The sequence below is a fragment of the Rubrivirga halophila genome (genome assembly GCF_046845755.1).
Lineage (GTDB): Bacteria > Bacteroidota > Rhodothermia > Rhodothermales > Rubricoccaceae > Rubrivirga.
On the sequence record NZ_CP177357.1, the window covers coordinates 2,740,587 to 2,757,246 of the forward strand.

11 protein-coding genes and 1 tRNA gene are annotated in these 16,660 nt (G+C 74.7%); 6 read left to right on the forward strand and 6 right to left on the reverse strand.

Annotation, left to right across the window (positions count from 1 at the left end):
* Positions 1–3: 3 nt before the first annotated feature.
* The 4 genes from ACLIRP_RS12080 to ACLIRP_RS12095 all read right to left on the reverse strand — a co-directional run bounded on the left by ACLIRP_RS12080 (position 4) and on the right by ACLIRP_RS12095 (position 5,244).
* Positions 4–1,047 carry a YbaY family lipoprotein gene (locus ACLIRP_RS12080; RefSeq protein WP_412060707.1) on the reverse strand — a complete coding sequence of 348 codons (1,044 nt, stop codon included), beginning with the start codon at positions 1,045–1,047 and terminating at the stop codon, positions 4–6.
* Between the two features lie 100 nt (positions 1,048–1,147).
* Positions 1,148–1,480 carry a hypothetical protein gene (locus tag ACLIRP_RS12085; RefSeq protein WP_412060708.1) on the reverse strand — a complete coding sequence of 111 codons (333 nt, stop codon included), beginning with the start codon at positions 1,478–1,480 and terminating at the stop codon, positions 1,148–1,150.
* A 193-nt stretch (positions 1,481–1,673) separates the two neighbouring features.
* Positions 1,674–1,762: transfer RNA gene (locus ACLIRP_RS12090), tRNA-Ser, on the reverse strand.
* A gap of 173 nt (positions 1,763–1,935) precedes the next feature.
* Positions 1,936–5,244, reverse strand: coding sequence for an amidohydrolase family protein (locus ACLIRP_RS12095; RefSeq protein ID WP_412060709.1), 3,309 nt, complete (start codon positions 5,242–5,244; stop codon positions 1,936–1,938).
* A gap of 265 nt (positions 5,245–5,509) precedes the next feature.
* Between ACLIRP_RS12095 and ACLIRP_RS12100 the strand changes: the two genes are divergently transcribed.
* Positions 5,510–6,790: a M24 family metallopeptidase gene (locus ACLIRP_RS12100; protein ID WP_412060710.1), complete on the forward strand. Its 1,281-nt coding sequence runs from the start codon at positions 5,510–5,512 to the stop codon at positions 6,788–6,790.
* 58 nt (positions 6,791–6,848) lie between these two features.
* Here ACLIRP_RS12100 and ACLIRP_RS12105 read toward each other — a convergent pair whose 3' ends face one another.
* On the reverse strand, positions 6,849–8,213 hold the full coding sequence (locus tag ACLIRP_RS12105; RefSeq protein ID WP_412060711.1) for a sensor histidine kinase: 1,365 nt from the start codon (positions 8,211–8,213) through the stop codon (positions 6,849–6,851).
* Complete coding sequence (locus ACLIRP_RS12110) at positions 8,210–9,619, reverse strand: sigma-54-dependent transcriptional regulator (RefSeq protein WP_412060712.1); 1,410 nt, start codon at positions 9,617–9,619, stop codon at positions 8,210–8,212. The genes ACLIRP_RS12105 and ACLIRP_RS12110 overlap by 4 nt, the downstream gene beginning before the upstream one ends.
* A 232-nt stretch (positions 9,620–9,851) precedes the next feature.
* Here ACLIRP_RS12110 and ACLIRP_RS12115 point away from each other — a divergent pair, with 232 nt between their 5' ends.
* Genes ACLIRP_RS12115 through ACLIRP_RS12135 form a run of 5 tightly spaced genes read left to right on the forward strand, consistent with a single transcriptional unit; the run spans position 9,852 to position 16,390 of the window.
* A complete protein-coding gene (locus ACLIRP_RS12115) occupies positions 9,852–11,240 on the forward strand; it encodes an efflux RND transporter periplasmic adaptor subunit (RefSeq protein WP_412060713.1) in 1,389 nt (462 codons plus the stop codon).
* A 26-nt stretch (positions 11,241–11,266) separates the two neighbouring features.
* Positions 11,267–12,010 carry an ABC transporter ATP-binding protein gene (locus ACLIRP_RS12120; RefSeq protein WP_412060714.1) on the forward strand — a complete coding sequence of 248 codons (744 nt, stop codon included), beginning with the start codon at positions 11,267–11,269 and terminating at the stop codon, positions 12,008–12,010.
* A gap of 41 nt (positions 12,011–12,051) precedes the next feature.
* Positions 12,052–14,460 (forward strand): ABC transporter permease, encoded by a 2,409-nt coding sequence (locus ACLIRP_RS12125; protein ID WP_412060715.1) that lies wholly within the window; start codon positions 12,052–12,054, stop codon positions 14,458–14,460.
* A gap of 55 nt (positions 14,461–14,515) precedes the next feature.
* The gene (locus ACLIRP_RS12130; RefSeq protein WP_412060716.1) at positions 14,516–15,088 is read left to right on the forward strand and encodes a hypothetical protein; all 573 of its coding nucleotides are present in this window, start codon (positions 14,516–14,518) and stop codon (positions 15,086–15,088) included.
* 3 nt (positions 15,089–15,091) lie between these two features.
* Positions 15,092–16,390: a TolC family protein gene (locus ACLIRP_RS12135; protein WP_412060717.1), complete on the forward strand. Its 1,299-nt coding sequence runs from the start codon at positions 15,092–15,094 to the stop codon at positions 16,388–16,390.
* Positions 16,391–16,660: the final 270 nt, after the last annotated feature.

The window sequence follows — 16,660 nt, forward strand, 5'->3', positions numbered from 1 at the left end:
GCGTCAGCGCTGCCGGCGGCAGTCGGGGAACGTCTCGCCGTCGACCTCGAGGGTCGCCTCGTCGCCCTCCGTCCAGACCGTCACGGCGCCGTCCTGGTACTTCGCCCCGCTCGCGGCGCGGACCTGGCCGAGCACGAGGTAGCGGCTCGCGAACCGCTCGGGGAGCCACACCGCGAGCTCGCCCGGGCCGGTGCGGACCCGGACCGTGAACGCGCCGTCGGCGCACCCGTAGACGAGCGTCTGCCCCGTCGGCTGCGGGGCCATGCCGAGGTCGGCGCGCGCAAAGAGGAGCGTGCCCGCCGGTCCCCGGAGCGCGAGCCGGCCGCCCGAGACGGCAGCCCGGTCGACGCCGTCCAGCACCTCCAGAAAGGCGCGCTCGGACGAGGGCGGGAGGCACGCGCGGAGCGTGGCCGCGATCTGCATGAGCCGGAGCCCGCCGTCGGCGTCCAGGGTGTACTCCCCCGCAAACGAGTTGCAGCCGGTCTGGCCGCCGACCTGCCCGTCGGGGCGGAAAGTGATCGTCGGGACCTCCTCGGCTTCGGGCTGGGCCGCGACGCCGTCGGGCGCGGCGATCCCGACCAAGCGCCACTCGGGGCCCACCAGGCCGTCCGGAGCCGCGTCGGCCGGAGCAATGGCCGACGTGCCGCCCGCGACCTGCACGACGCGGATCTCGACGCCGTCGGTCGGGGCACCGTTCGTGAGGACCGGGATGGCCGTGTCCGTCGTCCAGCGCAAGTCCCCCGCGCCGTCGCGGATCTCGGCCCGCACCACGTAGCGGTGCCGCGCGGCGATCCGGGCCGGGTCGTAGCGGAGCGCGTACGGGATCGGGACGTTCCGGCCCTCGGCGCGGATCGTCTGCTCCGCCAGCGTCACCGACGGCGCGTCGGCGAGGCTCACGTCGAGCAGGCGGACCGTGACGACGGCGTCGGGCGCCAGGGCGATCCGCTCGCGGTACGTCACGGTGCCGGTGAGGGCGGCGTCCGGGGCCGTCGGCTGAACGGACGAGCAGCCGACGGCGACCAGGAGAAGGGTCAGGAGGAGACGCATGGGGAAGGGGAGCGAGTCGAGCCCCCCAACGGGCGTCCTCCCAATCGCGGTGCCCCGGGCCCGGGAAGCCTGCGTGGAGCCCCGCCGCCCTGGCCTGGGCTTACCGCGAGCGCACGGTCCACGTGTACACGTCCGAGTTGGTCACGATGCCGCCATCGTAGAACTCGTAGCCCTCGACGGTGATCGCGCGGAAGTTGACGCAGCCGGCGTTCACCGCGACCGTGGTCCGCTCTCCCGCCTCCAGCACGTAGTCACCGAGCACGTCGACCACGTTGTTCGGCTGCGTGCACCAGGACGCGTAGATGTACTCGATGGTGTAGCCCGTCTGATTGATGACGGTGAAGTTGAGGTCTCGGGCCCCGTCGGTGGGGGCCGGCGCGAAGCCGGGGAGCGTCAAGAGAGCGACCAGAGCGGTTAGCACGAAGATGCGCATAGAGGGGGGAGAATCCGGTAGGCGGAACAGCCGCCGGCTGCCCCCCACGAGGCGGGGGTGCCGCAAGCTAACGGACGGTTGGGGTGTATCCGTGACGCCCGCACATATTCTGCTCCCAGGGTCGAGGCCCGCCTGGTGGGAGAGGCCGGACGCACGAACGCCGGCCTCCCAAGGGAAGCCGGCGTTCGCTGGGCGGAGAGGGGGGGATTCGAACCCCCGGTACCCGTTTCCAGGCACGCCGCTTTAGCAAAGCGGTGGTTTCAGCCACTCACCCACCTCTCCAGTGGGGCTGGGTCCGTGAGGACCGAGGCCGGGCCGCGAAGATAGAAGCGCCGCGAGCGGGCGGGCAATCGAAATGCCCGTGAGTGGGGACGAGGCATGGGGCATGCGGGGCGGAGGGATGGGCAGAGGGCCGGCTCCCCTCATCCCGCCTCCCTCCGTCCCGTCTCCCTCCCCTAGTCGTCCCCGTGCCCGGTCTGCCACAGGCGGGCGTCGCTGGCGCCGGGCCGCTCGAACCAGAACGTGGGGCGGGCGACGGCGGCGGGCCAGATCTGGTCCATCGTCTCGGCCTCGAACACGCGGCCGTCGGCGACGGTGTAGCGGATGGAGGCCGTCTGGCGGATGTCCTCGAGCGGGTTGCCGTCGAGGACGAGCAGGTCCGCCAGCTTGCCGGTCTCGATGGACCCCAGGTCGCCGGCCATGCCGAGATACGCGGCGCCATCGAGCGTGGCCGCGCGGATCGTCTGGAGCGGCGTCATCCCGCCCTGCGCCAGCGACCACAGCTCCCACTGCGCACCGAGCCCCTGGAGCTGGCCGTGCGCGCCGAGGTAGACCGGCACGCCGCGCGCGCGGAGGTCGTCGGCGGCCTCCGCCAGCGTGATGTGCCACCACTCCGAGGCCGGGGCGGTCACCCGGCGGCGCGAGCGCGCGTCGACCTGGCCGCGCGGCGTGAACCGGAGCAGCCGCTCGTTTTCCCACACGTCTGACTCCGCGTACCAGTAATTCTCGCCCCACAGACCGCCGTAGCCGACGACGAGCGTCGGCGTGTAGCCCACGCGCGTCTCGCCCCACAGCGTCAGCACGTCGTTGTAGAGGGGCGCCACGGCGACGGCGTGCTCGATGCCGGTGTGCCCGTCGACCACCATGTTGACGTTGTGGAAGAACGTCGAGCCGCCCTCGGGCATCACCAGCATGTCGAGCTCGCGGGCGGCCGTGAGGATCTGCTGGCGCTGCTCGCGGCGCGGCTGGTTGTAGCTCTTGACCGAGAAGGCGCCCACGGCCTGCAGGCGCCGGAGGTGGCTGCGCGCGTCGTCGAGCGAGTTGATCTGGACCCGGATGTCGCCGTCGGCGCCGTACAGGATGCCCCCGGTCGAGAACACGCGGGGGCCGACGATCTCGCCCGCGCGGACCATCTCGGACAGGCTGAAGACCAGCTCCGTCGAGGCCGACGGGTCGTGCATGGTCGTCACGCCGAAGGCGAGGTTGGCGTAGTAGTTCCAATTCGCCTGGGGCAGCGGGCCGCCCCCAAAGTGGCCCGCGTGCGCGTGGACGTCCACGATGCCGGGCATGATGGTCTTCCCCGCCGCGTCGATGGTCTCGGCGCCCGCCGGCACGTCGACGTCGGCGCGGGGCCCGACGGCCACGATCCGGTTGCCGCGCACGACGACCGTCCCGTCCTCGATCACACGGTCGCCGTCCATCGTGATCACGCGGGCGCCCACGAAGGCGACGGTGCCCTCGGGCCGGGCGTGGTCGACCACGAGCCCGATCGGCGTGCCGGTCGAGTCCGGGTCGGGCAGGTCGTCCGGCGCGCCGGCGCGGAAGGCGAAGGCGTCGTCGAGCGACCGCGTAAAGACCTCCTCACCGATAAGCCAGCGGAGCGTCGTCGCGTCGGTCCAGTGGAGGTCCGTCCCCGCGTCGCGGCTCACGCGAGCGACGGGGATGGCTTTGGTGTCTTTGCTGAGGGCCACGGCCCCGCCGGTCTGCGGGAACGGCGCGACGTAGACGTTGAACGCCTCCACGAACGCGACGTAGCGGCCGTCGGGGCTGGGCACCACGTCGGTCGCGTACGCCAGCGTAAAGTGCGTCCGCTCGCCGCACTCGTCCGGGCGGCAGTCGCTTCCGTCGACGTCGACGCTTTTGACCTGCTTGTTGAGCCCGCCGCCGGTGAGGTAGACGATGCGCGAGCCATCGGCGGAAAACACGGGGTCGCGGCCGTCCTCGGTGACGAGCCGCGCGCCGGAGCCGTCGGCGTTCATCACCCAGAGCCCGGTGTCGAGCGTGTGCAAGCCGCCGCGGAGGCCGCTCCCCCCGCCGCGCTGGACGACCACCTGGCGCCCGTCGGGCGAAAACCGGGGCGTCTGGTAGTGGCCGGGCCGCGTCGTGAGCGCGCGCGAGCGGCCCGACGCGAGGTCGAGCGCGCGGACGGCGCCGAGGTCGTCGTCGCTCCACGTCGTGTAGACGAGCGTCCGGCCGTCGGGCGAGAACGCGGGGTCGTACTCGAAGTGGGCGTCGGAGGTGAGCCGGGCCGGGCGCGCGTCGCCGCGCTTCTGCCACAGGTGGCCGAGGGCGCTGAACACGAGCGTCCGGCCGTCGGGCGAGGTCGCCGCGTCGCGGATCATGCGGACCGTGAACCGGTCGGTCGCCGCCGGCCTCTCGCTGCGGACCGCCTCGGTGACAGTCAGCTCGACCTCGGCCGAGAACGGGATCGCCGTCATCGCGCCCGTCTCGGCGTCGACGCGGTGCAAGCCGCCTTGCGCCCAGATCACGAGGGCACTGCCGTCCGGGAGCCAGGCGTAGTTGGGGTAGACGCCGAAGATGGCCCACGTCTCCTGCTGGTCGCGGCTGAGCCCGCCCGTCAGCGGGGTCTCGGCGCCGGTCTCGGTGTCGTAGAGGAAAAGCGCCGTCTCGTCGCGCACGCGGCGGACGAAGGCGAGGTGGCGGCCGTCGGGCGAGGGCTGGGGACGGGCCGCGCCGCCCGGCCCGCGCAGGATGGTCTCGAGGTCGCCGGTCTCGCGGTCGAGGCGGCGGATGGCGTAGATGCCCGCATTCGGGTCCTTGTTGTACTCGAAGTTGGGGCCCGGCGTGAGGTCCTCGGAGAAGTAGAGGTACCGGCCGTCGGGCGAGAGCGCCGGCTCGCCCGCGTCCTGCTGGTCGTTGCGGCGCTCGGTCAGTTGGAGCCCCGCGCCGCCGGAGCGGTGGACCATCCACATCTCGCCCGCGCCGAGCGAGCGGCCCGAGGTAAAGTGCTTGCGGGCGACGAGGTACTCGCCGTCGGGCGTCCAGACGGCGTTGTTGAGGAGGCGGAAGTCCTCCTTTGTGACCTGCTGCGCGTCGCTCCCCCCCGCCTCCGCGGGGGCAGGCTCTGCCGCCATCGTCCAGATGTTGTCGCCGCCGGCGCGGTCGGAGGTGAACGAGATCCGCGAGCCGTCAGGCGAGAACCGGGGCTGGAGGTCGAAGGCCGGGCCCGAGGTGATCCGCCGGGCCGTGCCGCCCTCGATGGGCAGCAGGTAGAGGTCGCCCAAGAGGTCGAAGACGATCGTCCGGCCGTCGGGGCTCACGTCGAGGTTCATCCACGTCCCCTCGGTCGTCGTAAACCGGACCTCTTTGGTCGGGCCGTGGGCGGCGGAGACGTCCCAGCCCTCGGACACCTCGGCCGTCGTGTCGGGCGGGGCGGCGGGCGTCGGGTTCGGGTCTTGGTGCTGCGCGGCGACGGGGCCGGCGACGAGCGCCAGCAGGGCGAGGAGCGGGAGGGGGCGGAGCACGGGCGACGTGGGGTGAGGACGAGAAAAGCCGGACGGTGACCGCAGCGGCCGTCGAGGAGTCTCCCCCTCCTCATCCGAGGAGGGGACAACCCGAAGGGTCGGCGAAGCCAAGGGGTGGCCGATCAGCGGTGGCGACGAGGCGAGCCGGTCCCCCACCCCTGTCCCCTCCTGTCCAGGAGGGGGACTTCGCAGGGAACGGCAAAGGTAGCCCGACCGCCAGGGACTCCCGCGCCGGAGTAGGTTCGCAGCCCGCCCCCTCAACCCCATGCGCACCCTGCCCCTGCTCGCCCTGCTGATCCTCACCGTTGGCGCCGAGGCGCAGTCCGCCGACCCCTGGCCCGCCATCCGCGCCGAGCGCATCGCGACGCTGCTGCCCGACGCCATGGACCGCGCCGGCGTCGACGCCTGGCTGATCGTGTGCCGCGAGAACGACAACGACCCGCTCGCGGGGCACGTCGGGTGCGAGAACGCGGGCGGCGAAGCGGCCTTCCTGTTTTTCCGCACCGCCGACGGCCTCTCCCCCGTCGCCGTCTCGCCAGCCGGCGAGGCGACGGCGCTGGCGGAACTGGAGCGGCACGACCAGGTGATCGAGATCCCACGCGGCGAGCAGGTCTGGCCGTCCGTCGTCGCCCTCTTCGAGCGGCACGACCCACAGGCGATCGCCATCAACCGGGGCGGCGGGCCGATCTCCGACGGCCTATCCTCGACCCAGTACGAGCGAATGCAGGCCGGGCTCGGCGACTGGATGGCGCGGACGGAGTCGTCCGAGACGCTGGTGTCGGAGTGGCTCTCAATCAAGACGCCCGCCGAGGTCCAGATCCTGCGCGAGGCCGCCGCGCTCACCGCGCAGTGGCAGGTCGAGGCGTACGCCGCCGCCGTCCCGGGCGTCACGACGGACCGCGACATCGCCGATTTCCTGGAGGCCCGGATGGCCGAGGCCGGCGTCGGCGATGGGTGGGCGCCCGACCAAAACCCCGCCGTCAACTCCGGCCGGGACCGCGGCCACTCGCACCCGACGGACCGGGTGATCCAGCCCGGCGACTTTATCCAGACCGACTTCGGCATCCGCGTGGGCAACTTGGTCACCGACATCCAGCGCTTTGCGTACGTGCTCGCGCCCGGCGAGACCGAGGCGCCGGCCGACGCCCTCGCGAAGTGGCACGCCGCCCGGCGTGGCTCGCGCGCGGCCTTCGCCGCCATGCGCCCCGGCGCGCGCGGCGTCGACGTGGACCGCGCGCAACGGGCCGTCATGGCCGAGAACGGGTCGCTCCCGGTGATGTGGAGCACCGGCCACCCGGTCGGCTACTGGGCCCACGACTCGGGCCCCAGCCTGGGCGGCGGCCAAGCCGGCCGCACGCCATCGGGCCGCCAGCTTGCAGTGCTCCGCCCCGGCATGACGTTCGCCTTCGACGGCTTCCACACGTGGGCGCTGAGCGGCGACGACACCAAGACGATCTCGGTCGAGGAGATGGTCGTCATCACCGGCGACGGCGCCGAGTGGCTGACGCCGCCCCAGGAGGCCCTCATTCTGATTCCCTCGCGCTGAGGGCGGGCTGGCGTCAGTAGGGACACACCGGCGGTGTGTCCCTACGGGGTTCGCGGGCTCAGAACCGCAGCTCGACGGTCGCCCCGCCGCCGGGCTCGGAGACGACGGCCAGCTCGCCGCCGTGGAGGCGGACCACGCGCCGCGCGAGCGCCAGCCCGATCCCGCTGCCGCCCGGCTTCGTCGAGAAAAAGGGGACGGCCACGCGCTCCAGCACGTCGGACTCGATGCCCGGCCCGTCGTCGGCGACCGCGACGATGGGCCGCCCGCCGGGCCCCGTCGACACGCGGATCGCGACCGTCCCGCCGCCCGCCGCGCCCGTCGCCTCGATGGCGTTCAAGACCACGTTGACGAGCGCCTGCTCGACCAAGTCGGGGTCGACCACCATCTCGAGACGCGCGGGCTCGACGGCGACCGAGACCGCCACGCCGCGCTCGGCGGCCGTCGTCCGAAAGAGGGTCGCCACGCGGCCCGCGAGGTCGGCGGCAGGGACGACGCGGGGCGTGGGCTGGGGGACGCCCGCGAGCGTCCGGTACGCCTCGACGAACGAGACGAGCCCCCGGCTCCGCCGCTCGATGGTCTCGAGCGCTTCGTCGACGGCCCCAAGGTCGCCCTCGTCGGCGAGCCCGCGCGCGGTCCCAGCGAGGGAGGCGATGGGGGCGACGGAGTTGGTGATCTCGTGCGTGAGCACCCGCGTCAGGCGCTCCCAGGCGTCCAGCTCGCGGGCCTCCAGCTCGGCGCGGATGTCTTGGAGCGATGCGAGTGTGTGCGTCCGGCCGCCGAGCGAGAACTGGGTGGCGTAGGCGACCAGCTCCTGCGTGCCGGCGTCGTGCTCCAGGCGGACGAGCGCTCGCGAGCCCGCCCGCAAGCCAACGAGGGCTTGCGCCGCAGCGGGCGCGCGCTGCGCGAGCGCGTCGAGCGAGCGCGGGCGGGCCACGCCGAGGGCCCGGCCGGCGGCCGGGTTAAAGAGCGTCACGACCCCGTCGTCGCGGAACGCCACGAGGGCGACACCGACGTGGCGGACGACGGCTTCGAGGTACGCCGCCTGCTCCTCGCGCTCGGCGCGGACGCGCTCGAACGCCGCGCCCACGTCCGCGAACGCCGCCGCCAGCCCTTCGCGCAGCGCCCCGCCGCCGCCCGTCGGGATGCGGACCGAGGCGTCGTCGTAGCGGATGCCTTCCAGGAATCGCGTCAGGTCGCGGGCCGGGCGTTGGGCGGCGCGCACCAGCCGCACGATCCCCCACCCGGCAGCGCCTGCCGCGACCGCGACAGCCACCCACCCCATCCCGCCCCGACGCGCGGCTATGACGGCGAGCGCGCCGGCCGCGCCGGCCGAGACGGCGACCGCCACGGCCCACGCCGCGACCGAGCCGCGGTGCCGCCGCCACGTCCGCGCGAGTGCCGAGCGCTGGGGACGGCCGCTCACAGCCCGTACTTCTCGATGCGCCGGTACAGCGACTTCCGCGTCAGCCCCAGCTCGTTCGCCGCGCGCGTCACGTTGCCGCCGTGCATCGACAAGGCCCGTCGCACCGCCGCGCGCTCGATGTCCTCCAGGTCGAGCGAGTCGACGCCCAGGCCGGCGTCGGTCGGCGGCGCGTCGACGGCCGAAAAGCGCAAGTCCGCCTCGGTCACCCGGTCGCCGTCGGTCAGGATCACGGCGCGCTCGACGGTGTGCCGCAGCTCGCGGACGTTCCCGGGCCAGCGGTAGCCGCGCATCGCCGCGCGCGCGCCGTCGGAGAAGCCCGCCAGCTCGCGGCCGTAGCGGGCGGCGTAGTCGCCCAGGAAGTGGTCCGCGAGCAGGTCGAGGTCGGCGCCGCGCTCGCGCAGGGGCGGCAGGCGCACCTCGACGGTGTTGAGGCGGTACAGCAGGTCCTGGCGGAAGCGGCCCTCGCCGACCCACTGGCCGAGCGGCGCGTTCGTCGCGCTCACGACCCGGATGTCGACCGCCCGCCCCTCGCTCTCGCCCACGCGGACGACCTGCCGGCGCTGCAAGACGGCCAGCAGCTTGGCCTGCCCGGCCGCATCCGCGTTCCCGATCTCGTCCAGAAACAGCGTCCCGCCGTCGGCGGCCTCGACGGTCCCGACGCGGTCGGCCTCGGCGCCGGTGAAGGCGCCCCGGCGGTGGCCGAACAGCTCGGACTCGAACAGGCCCGCCGGGATCGCCCCCAGGTCGACCGGCACGAACGGCCCGCTCGCGCGGCCGCTCAGCGCGTGGACGGCCTGGGCGACGAGCTCCTTGCCGGTCCCGTTCTCGCCCAACACCAGCACGTTCGCGTCGGTCGGGGCCACGCGGCGGACGACGTCGGCGACGGCCTGCATCGCCGGGCTCGCGCCGATCACGCCCGCCAGCCCGGGCGGCTCCAGCGCACGCGGGGCAGGTGTCGGCGGGGTCGGGGCCCGCTCGCGCTCGGCGCGCAGGCGGATCGCGGCCTCGACGGCCTCGACGAGCCGGGCGTTGTCCCAGGGCTTCGTCACAAAGTCCGTCGCCCCGTGCTTCATGGCGCGGACGGCGAGGTCCACGTCGCCATACCCGGTGATCATGACCACGACGGCGGCGGGATCCAAGCGGTGGATCTTCTGGAGCCAGTCGAGCCCCTCGCGCCCGCTCGACGCGTCGCGGGCGAAGTTCATGTCGAGCACGACGCAGTCGTAGGCCTGCTCGCGGAGCAGCGTCGGGAGCGCGTCGGGCCGCGTCGCGGTGTGGACCGTGGGGGCGACGCGCCGGAGCAGCAGGCGGACGGCCGTCAGCACGTCCTCGTTGTCGTCGACGACGAGAACCGCAGGTCGCGGAGCATCGGCGGGGCGGTCGGAGCGAGCAGAGGGCACAGGCATCAGGGAGACGGCGGGAGGACGGACGCTCCCCCTGCAAAGGTCGCACGCGCGAGGCCGGGGCCACACCCCGCCTCGTGGGGCCTGCTGAGGGGGCGCCCGGGTGTGCGCCAGCGCGCGCCGACTGTGCGCCAGCGCACACTTCAACGGCTGGCATCGCCTCATTCGGAGCCTCAGGGGCGGGTTGGCGGGGCGGCACAGCGCTTGGGTCTCTCTCCGGCAGATCCTGACGCCCATGCCCACGCTCCCTCCCCCCTCTTCGACCAACGGCACCGACCGGCGCGTCGACGCGCCGTCGGTCCTGGCCCGCCCCCTCTCCGACCTCTCCACCGGCGAGGGGATCGACCGCCGCCGCGCCCCGCGCCGGATCACCCCGCGCCGCGTCGGGCTCGCCCTCGCCCTGCTCGCGACGCTCGCGCTCGTCGTGGTCGCCTGGCCGACCGGCGAGCAGACGGTCCGGGTCGACGGCTCGGGCCTGACGCTGGCGGCGGCCCAAGAGGGCCCGTTCCAGGAGCACGTCACCGCGCTCGCGACGGTCCGCCCGCTGCGGACCGTCTTCTTGGACGCCGTCGTCGGCGGGCAGGTGGCCCGGCGGCTCGTCGATGAGGGCGACACCGTCCGGGCCGGGCAGCCGCTGTTCGTGCTGCAGAACGACGAGGTCGCGTTGCAGGTCGTCTCGCAAGAGGCGCAACTCGAAGAGCAGGCGGCGGCGCTCCGCCAGAACCGGCTGGCGCTCGACAAGACGGCGACAGAGGGCGCGCAGGCGTCCCTGGCGGTCGACCGGACGCTCGCGGAGCTCGACTACGAGATCGCCCGGCTGACGCGCGAGCGCGACCGGACGGCCGGGCTCGTCGAGCGCGGCGCGACGGCGACCCAGGACCTCGACGCGCTCGCCGGCGAGCTCGCGTACGCCCAGCGCCGCCGCGCCCTGGCCTTGCGCGAGCGCGACCTCACGGCCGCCGCGCGCCAGCACGACGGCGCCCAGCGGACCGCCCAGCTCCGCGACATGGAGGCGAGCGTCGGTCGCCTGCGCCAGAACCTCTCGCTCGTCCGCGGCACGACCTCCGACCTCGTCGTCCGCGCGCCCGTCGACGGCCAGTTCTCGGCGCTCGAGGCCGAGGTCGGCGAGCTCAAGCCGCGCGGCGCCCGCCTCGGCCAGGTCGACGTGCTCGACGAGACCAAGCTCCGCGCCTCCATCGCCGAGCACTACCTCGCGCGCGTCGCACCGGGACAGACGGGCACGGCGACCGTCGACGGCGTCACGTATGCCCTGCGCGTGCGGACGGTGTACCCCGAGGTCGCCGCCGGCCGCTTCGAGGCCGAGCTCGTCTTTGACGGGCCCGCGCCGCCCGCGCTCCGCCGGGGCCAGTCGGTCCGCGTGCGGATCGAGCTCGGCGCGCCCGAGCCTGCCCTCTTGCTCCCCGCCGGCCGCTACACGCGGTCCGCTGCCGAGGGCCTGTTCGTGCTCGACCCCGACGGCCGGACCGCGCGCCGCCGCGTCGTCACGCTCGGCCGCCAGTCGCCCACCCACGTCGAGGTCCTCGACGGGCTGGCGCCGGGCGAGCGCGTCGTGGCCTCGGCCACCGCTCCCTTCGGCGACGCCGCCGTCCTCGTCCTCCAGTAATCCCCACCCGCTCACTCGCCCCCGCCATGACTGCTCCCACGCCTCCCGCCATCGCCATCCACGATCTCCGGAAGGTCTACGCCACCGACGAGGTCGAGACGGCCGCGCTCAGCGGCGTCTCGCTCACCATCGAGCCCGGCGAGTTCGTCGCCGTGATGGGCCCGTCGGGCTGCGGCAAGTCGACGTTGCTGAACCTGCTGGGCCTGCTCGACCGGCCGACGTCGGGCTCGTACCGGCTGGCGGGCGACGAGGTCGGGGACCTCCCCGAGCGCCAGCGCGCGGCGGTCCGGCGCGGCCGCATCGGGTTCGTTTTCCAGAGCTTCAACCTCATTGACGACCTGACGGTCGCCGAGAACGTGGCGCTCCCGCTCCTCTACCTCGGCGCGTCGAAGGCCGAGCGCCGGGCGCGGACCGAGGCCGCGCTCGACCGGGTCGGCATGGCGCACCGCCGGGGCCACTACCCGGCCCAGCTCTCGGGCGGCCAGCAGCAGCGCGTGGCCGTCGCCCGCGCCGTCGTCGCCGGCCCGCCCCTCCTGCTCGCCGACGAGCCGACGGGCAACCTCGACTCCGCCAACGGGCAGGGCGTGATGGACCTGCTGGCGGAGCTCAACGCGGCCGGCACCACGATCGTCATGGTGACGCACTCGCCGTCCGACGCCGAGTACGCCCAGCGCGTGGTCAACCTGTTCGACGGGCGCGTGGTGAGCGAGCACCTGGCGGCCCAGGAGGGCGGCCTGCTGGCGTCGGCCCTCGCCCCCGCCCTCCTCTAGCTCGCCGCTCGCCCGCCGCTCCCCTCCTGCCCCCCTCTCCCATGTGGATCCACCACCTCCGAATCGCCTTGCGGGCCCTGCGCCGCGACGCGGGCTACGCCGCCCTCAACGGCGTCGGCCTGACGGTCGCCTTGGCGTGCTGCGCGCTGATCGCTCTGTTCGCCCGCGCCGAGCTCTCGTTCGACCGCTTCCACCACGACGCCGACCGGTTGGTGCTCGTCGGCGTCGAGAGCACGTTCGGGCAGGAGGTTGACGAGAGCGTGACCTCGTCGTACCCCGTCCACCTCGCCGCGGCGACGGCGCCGGGCGTCGAGGCCGCCACCGTCATGTCGATGCGGGCCAGCACGACGGCCATCTTGCGGCCGGGCGAGCCCATCGACGAGGCCGGCGTGATGTTCGCCTCGGCCGACTTTTTCGACGTGTTCGACTTCCCGGCCGTCGCCGGCGACCCGGCGGCCGCGCTCGCGGGCCCGGGCCAGGCCGTCCTGAGCGAGAGCGCCGCGCGGCGGCTCTTCGGGAGCGTCGACGGCGCTCTCGGCCAGCCGTTCCGAGCGGAGGCCCAGCGCGACACCCAGGACGTGGAGGTCGCCGCCGTCGTGGCCGACCCGCCCCGGACGTCGAGCGTCCGGTTCGAGGTGCTCCTCCCAACGGCCGAGCTGTCCGAGTCGGACCGCGCGCCGGACAGCTGGGGCATGCGGAAGTGGCAGACTGCCGCCCGCTTGACGCCCGGCACCACGACCGCCGCCTTCGATGCCCAGATGGCCGCCGCCGTCGCGCCCCACACGCAGGCCTCGCTCGACGCCGGGCACGACCCCGAGCGCTACTTCGCCGTCCCCCTCGTCGACTACCGGCTGTCGGAGTTCAACTGGGCCGACGGCTTCCTGGGCGACCCGGCCTACCTCGCCCTGTTCTCGGGCGCCGCGGCGCTGGTCCTGCTGCTCGGGCTGATCAACTACGTCAACCTGGCGACGGCGCGGGCGGCGCGGCGCTCACGCGAGGTCGGCGTCCGGAAGGCGCTCGGCGCCGGGCGCGGGGCCGTCGCGGCGCAGTTCCTGGCCGAGGCCGTCGTGCTGACCGTCCTGTCGGGGTTGGCGGCGCTCGTCGTCGCCGCGCTCGCGGTCCCGGCCTTCAACGCCGGGTTCGGGACCGACCTCCGGGCGGCCGACCTCGACGCGCCGTTCGTGCTCGCCGTGCTGGGGGCGTCGGTCGTCGTCGGGCTGCTGGCCGGCGCGTACCCCGCCGCCGGGCTCGCGCGGCTGGACCCGGCGTCCGTGCTTCGGGGCGCCTCGTCGCGGAGCGGGAAGCCCTCGCGCAACGCGCTCCGGCGCGGCCTCGTCGCCGTCCAGTTCGCCGTCGCCATCGGGCTCATCGCCGCGACCGGCTCCGTCCTGCGCCAGGTGGACTACGCGAGCGAGGCGGACCTGGGCTTCGAGGCCGAGGGCGTCGTCGCCGTCCCCCTCAAGCCCGACCGGGGCCCGGGCGTCCCGTGGGAGACCGCGCTCGACGTCGTCCGCCAGAGCCCCCACGTGGCGGTCGCGACGACGGCGACCTCGTACCCTGGCGCCGTCTGCTGCCGGTTCTCCATCCCCCTCGGCGACGACCAGCCGGGCGAGTCCATCATGTACGCCAACCTCGACGCCGAGGCCGGCTACACCGACGTGCTCGGGCTCGATCTAGTCGCCGGGCGGTCAATCCGCGACGGCGAGGCGGCCATGGTCGTCAACGAGGCGTTCGTCGACGTGATGGGCTGGCCGTCGGCGGAGGCCGCCATCGGGCAGACCCTCCAGGGGAGCGATGAGGTCGAGGTCGTCGGGGTCGCCCGCGACTTCCGGTACGAGTCGTGGCGGTCCGCCGTCGAGCCGGCGGCGATCTCCGCCGCGGCCGACCACGCGGAGTGGGGGCATCCCAAGACCTACCGCGTGGCGCTCGTCCGCTTCGAGCCCGGGCGCCAGGCCGAGGGGCTCGCCGCGCTCCGCCAAGCCTGGGACCGACTCGGCACCGACCAGCCCTTCGAGCCGGCCCCGCTCGCCGACACGGTCGCCGAGATGTACGAGTCCGAGCGCCGGCTGGCCGGCGTGCTCGGCGGGTTCGCGCTCGTCGCCGTCATCGTGGCGTGCCTCGGGCTCGTCGGGCTGGCGGCCTACACGGCGCAGCGGCGGACCAAGGAGATCGGCGTCCGCCGCGCGCTCGGCGCGTCGGTCGGCCAGGTCGTGGCCCTGCTCTCGCGCGAGTACGCCGTGCTGCTGGCGCTCGCGACGGTCGTCGCCGTGCCCGGCGCGGTCTGGGTCGTCCGGACGTGGCTGGAGGGGTTCGCCTACCGCGCGCCCCTCTCGCCCGTCCTCTTCGTCGGGGCCGTCGCGCTGACAGCCGTACTGGCGCTCGCCGTCGTCGGCATCCAGGCCGCGCGAGCGGCCCGCGTCTCGCCCACCGCCGCCCTGCGCACCGAGTAGCGGCCGGGCTCCCATTCCCTCCACCGTCCCCCCTGTCTCACCAACCCCCACCCTCATGACTCTCCGCATCCTCCCCCTCCTCCTCGCCCTCGCGTGTGCGGCGCCCGCCGTCGCCCAGACCGTCGTCCTGTCCAAGACCGACAGCGGCGTCCGCATGTCCTCGGCCACCGCCACGCCGCATGGCGGGGGGCCCGCCGCCGTCGTCGTCCTCGGCGACTCCGGCGCGTGGTCGCTCCGCCCCTTGTCGGCCGGCGAGGTCCCGACGCACGTCGTCTCCCAGATGGCGACCGCCCACCAGCGCCTTCGCGAGCGCCACCGCGACGCCGTCGCGCCCCTTTCGGACCCCGGCGAGAACGTCGACCTCCGCGCTACCCGCTCGGTGTCGATGGCCCGGTACACCGTCCGCGCCACGGTCCCCGCCGACCGCCTCGACGCCGTGCTCGTCCGTCTCGCCGACGACGGGGCGCTGATCGGGCTCGAGGCCATCACCCAGGGCGAACGGGCCCGCGTCGAGGCCACCTTCGGGTTCGGCTCCGTCGCCGCGTGGGCGGACTGGAAGGCCGCGCCCGCCACGGCGGCCCTCCTCGCCCCGCTGGCCGACGCGGAGACCACGCTCCACGCCCAGTAGACGATGCGCACCGCCCTCCTCCTCGTGCTGCTCGCCGCCGGCGCGAGCGCCCAGCCCGCCGAGCGCGTGGTCCCGCTCGGCGAGGCACTGGGCCTTGCCCGCGCGCACTCGGCCGCCGTCTTGCGGGCGGCGGCCGAGGCCGAGGCCGCGCGGGCCTCGCTCGACGCCGCCCGCGCCAGCCGCCAGCCCGCCGTGTCGGCGTACGGCGGCGGCGGCCAGCGCTACGGGCTCGCGTTCGACCAGACGACCGGCGGGCTCACGCAAGCGACGGTCGAGTCCGTCGACCTGGGGCTGGCCGCCGAGGTCGTCGTGTTCGACGGGTTCGAGACGCGGGCGCGCGCGGCGTCGGCCGAGTCGGCCCTGCTGGCGGCCCGGCTCGGGGGCGAGCGGGCCGCGCACGCCGCCGCCGCCGAGACCCTCCGCGGCTACCTCGCCATTGCCCAGGCCCGAGCGGCGATCGAGGTGGCGACGGCCGACGCCGAGGCGCAGGCCCGCCTCGCCGCCGAGGTCGCCGCCCAGGTCGCGCTGGGCGCCCGGCCCGCCTCGGAGACGGCCGAGCAGGCCGAGCGCGTCGCCGCCGCCCGGACCGCCGCCGTGCTCGCGGCCCGCGACCTCGCGCTCGCGCGCGCCGGCCTCGTCCGACTTTTGGGCCTCGACCCGGCGGGCACCTACGCCTTCCCGGCCCCGGAGCCCGCAGCGCCTGCGCCCCTCCCCACCGTCGGGGCCTTAGTCGCTGACGCCCTCCGCGCCCGCCCCGACGTCCGCGCCGCCGACGCCGCGATCGGTGCCGCCCGCTCCGACGTCCGCGCCGCGCGTACCGGGCGCCTGCCCCGCGTCGCGCTCGCGGCCTCCATGGGCACCGGCTTTACGAGCGCCGCCCCCGACGCGTTTGGCGGCCAGTTTGCCGACAACCGGGCCGGCTCGCTCGGCCTGCGTGTCTCGGTCCCACTCCTCGACCGCGGCGCCACGCGCGCCGAGGTCCGCCGCGCCCGTGCCCGCGCCGACGCTCTCGACGCCGATGCCGCCCAGACCCGCCGCGCCGCCGCTCTCGAGGTCGAGACCGCCCGCTTGCGCCTCGACGCCCTCGCCGACCTGCTCCCCCTCGCCGACGCCCGCGTCGACGCCGCCGAGACCGCGCTCGCCGCCGAGCGCGCGCGCTACGACGCGGGCGCCAGCACGCTCCAGGCCGTCGCCCAGCTCCGCGCCCGCCTCACCGCCGCCCGTACCGACGCCGCCGTGCTCGCCGTTACGGCCCGCTTCGAGCGCTTGCTGCTCGCGCTGGCGACGGGCGGTGACCTCTGAGGGGCGGTCGCTCAGCTGAGAAGCTCCCTACCGTGTCATCCCGAACCTGAGGTCGGTGGAGTCAGCTTGTCGAGGGATCTCCGTCGCGCACCGCCCGACTACAGAGGTCGCACGTCGCGGAGTGCTCGGCTAAGAGACTGTCTGGGGAATGGCGCAAGCCCCCAAAGGCGTCCCCTCTCTCAATGGGAGAGGGACAGGGTGAGGGGCGACGGGCTGCGAAGGTGCCATCCGAGCACCGCCGGATGGATTGGCTGGCGCCTTCCCTCCGGG

What these genes read in the sequence shown, in the direction of transcription:
- ACLIRP_RS12100 (WP_412060710.1), top strand. Translation starts at nt 5,510, where the DNA reads ATGCGCACCCTGCCCCTGCTCGCCCTGCTGATCCTCACCGTTGGCGCC.
- ACLIRP_RS12125 (WP_412060715.1), top strand. Translation starts at nt 12,052, where the DNA reads ATGTGGATCCACCACCTCCGAATCGCCTTGCGGGCCCTGCGCCGCGAC.
- ACLIRP_RS12120 (WP_412060714.1), top strand. Translation starts at nt 11,267, where the DNA reads ATGACTGCTCCCACGCCTCCCGCCATCGCCATCCACGATCTCCGGAAG.
- ACLIRP_RS12080 (WP_412060707.1), bottom strand. Translation starts at nt 1,047, where the DNA reads ATGCGTCTCCTCCTGACCCTTCTCCTGGTCGCCGTCGGCTGCTCGTCC.
- ACLIRP_RS12135 (WP_412060717.1), top strand. Translation starts at nt 15,092, where the DNA reads ATGCGCACCGCCCTCCTCCTCGTGCTGCTCGCCGCCGGCGCGAGCGCC.
- ACLIRP_RS12110 (WP_412060712.1), bottom strand. Translation starts at nt 9,619, where the DNA reads ATGCCTGTGCCCTCTGCTCGCTCCGACCGCCCCGCCGATGCTCCGCGA.
- ACLIRP_RS12085 (WP_412060708.1), bottom strand. Translation starts at nt 1,480, where the DNA reads ATGCGCATCTTCGTGCTAACCGCTCTGGTCGCTCTCTTGACGCTCCCC.
- ACLIRP_RS12130 (WP_412060716.1), top strand. Translation starts at nt 14,516, where the DNA reads ATGACTCTCCGCATCCTCCCCCTCCTCCTCGCCCTCGCGTGTGCGGCG.
- ACLIRP_RS12115 (WP_412060713.1), top strand. Translation starts at nt 9,852, where the DNA reads ATGCCCACGCTCCCTCCCCCCTCTTCGACCAACGGCACCGACCGGCGC.